This is a genomic window from Pantoea sp. ME81, from assembly GCF_903970985.1.
Lineage (GTDB): Bacteria > Pseudomonadota > Gammaproteobacteria > Enterobacterales > Enterobacteriaceae > Pantoea > Pantoea communis.
Window position 1 is genome coordinate 1 of record NZ_CAJCKS010000322.1, and the last position, 2,097, is coordinate 2,097.

Consider the following 2,097-nt stretch of genomic DNA (forward strand, 5'->3'; position numbering starts at 1 on the left):
GATGCGCGCAGGCAACGGTATACGCTGCTGGCCGTGTTCATCAAACCCGGTGTCCAGCGCACTCCGGCAGAGATAAATACCGGAGACTGACGGGCTGAGCCGCAGCTGCCGGCGGCCACACCATTCGCTCCCGGCCAGCACCATATAAATCCAGCCGGTCAGCTTTAGTGCATGCAGCGCATGCTGCAGCCTGAACAGGTCATTCTGCGCTTGCAGGTTACCGTTTCCTGCCCGCCACAGGTAGTCCAGCTTGCCCGGAAGGTCGGCGCTCAGGCCTTTGGTCCGGCCCTCCCTGAGCAGCCAGCTGATATCACTGGCCATCTCTCTGGGAAAGCGTCGCTGCTTTTCAGCCGTCGCCAGCCAGCGGGTGAGGAACAGATTGTACTGCGCGGGGGAATTCAGCATCCCATCCGATCGGGCGGTATGCAGGGCGATGAGCCCACACCACGCAAGGTGGCTGACGTTCATATTACCTTTGTTATCCATAGATTACTTTGATTGCGCCTTCTTAAGGACGATGTTCAGTCAGGCTATTGTAGGCCATGTCTCCTTCAAGGGTAAAATCATGGCAGTCAGACGGCAGTGCGGAATTTTTAAAGAGTTCAGTACGGTGCGCGGGTGCTACCGGCATTCATGTCGTAAACCACTTTACGTCCTGCCTCTGGCGGACACAGTCGCGGGGGGAACACACATAAATTTGATTAATACACTGAAAGTGTGCGCGATGATTTATCAACTCGCCATCTTTCGGCAATCAGCCGCTGTTTCATGGGACAGGAAAAGCTGAAATTATTTGAAGTGAGCTACGAAGAGCTAAGAACGACGTGAGCATCAGAGCTTTACAGTAGCGCTGGCCGACTTCAAGTGATCGCCAGGGCTGAGCGCGGTCGGCAGTCAGGGAATGGAATCGGACGAATTTGACGGGCCGCCCACGCAGTACATTCTCGGACTTTTGGGTGTTTGCATTCTCTTGGCTACCCGTTTGCGTTTTACTTGACCATCGCCAACAAAAAATTCCCACTGATGCTGAGGTTGTAGTCATGGCATTGCTTGACGGGCAGCAATGTGGCAATTGCTGACGCTCAGGAATTGAGTTTCAAGTATTTTAAAAGCGAGGCTAGCGACTCGACAGGTCCAGCATGGCCACTAGGTGAGCGGGCTTCATCCCAAGGCATTGCATCATCTGTGCAGAAGTCTCCTACACATTCCATTTCAAGAGGTCCGTCAATTAAACCAACAGGAACCCAGACATAAGGTACGTCTCGCAGACTGTTAGGCACAGTTGAGCCACATACATTGCAAAAATCTGTACGGTACCCCGTTGGCTTAGACCATGAAGCAATGCAGTTTTTTCCTTTAATCCAGCGAAACTCACTGTCTTTGACTAATGTGCCGAGATTGTAACCCACGCCGCTCTGCTTTCTGCAAAGCGAGCAATGACAACGATAAAAAACTGCTGGTTTATGAGTAAGTTTAAATTCAATTGTTCCACACAAACAAGATCCATTCATTTCAAAACCATTCCTGCAAGGCCTAATAGATTTTTTATGAAACATTACCATCTTTTTAGTACTGAATAGGATCGCTCTTTTTGGCAACTCAAAGTCAGCTAACAGTCGGTCTGAACATCCGCTCATCGCTGCCCTTTAGGCTTTGACTGCGACTCCTGAGTGCTAGGAGCGAGAGTAGATTACAACAATCTGTTTTGAACATACGAGACCAGGTCAATTTCATCAGCCATCTAAAGCTGGAACGATTGATGAAACGCGCTTAAAAGCAGATCTACAGCTTCTGACCTGCCCCCAGAATTAGATACACCTTCAGTTAGTAATTGGAGTGACCCCGGGCCCATAGACAAATCTGCCCTATATTTTGAACATAGGAGGAGTCTATGGGCCCGGGGTCACTCCAATGTCGGTTGGTTTTTCTTCATATTTCCCGTTTCGCCAGCCCGCTGCAAATTCAGCCGGCATCAGGTAATTCAGTGATGAATGTGGTCGACACTCGTTATAATCCTGCCGCCAGTCATTAATGATTTCCCGGGCATGTAGAATATCGCTGAACCAGTGCTCATTCAGGCATTCATCCCGAAAGCGG

Annotated in this window: 3 protein-coding genes; all 3 read right to left on the minus strand. The window is 50.1% G+C overall.

Annotated features, from left to right (window positions below; genetic code table 11):
- On the minus strand, positions 1-486 hold a 486-nt coding region (locus H7A81_RS26930), incomplete at its 3' end, for a DUF2913 family protein (protein WP_182059300.1).
- Positions 487-1,082: 596 nt separating this feature from the next.
- Positions 1,083-1,511, minus strand: a complete 429-nt coding sequence (locus H7A81_RS26935; RefSeq protein ID WP_182059301.1) for a GFA family protein — start codon at positions 1,509-1,511, stop codon at positions 1,083-1,085.
- A 378-nt stretch (positions 1,512-1,889) separates the two neighbouring features.
- The coding region (locus tag H7A81_RS26940) for an integrase core domain-containing protein (RefSeq protein ID WP_182059302.1) at positions 1,890-2,097 on the minus strand (208 nt) is incomplete at its 5' end.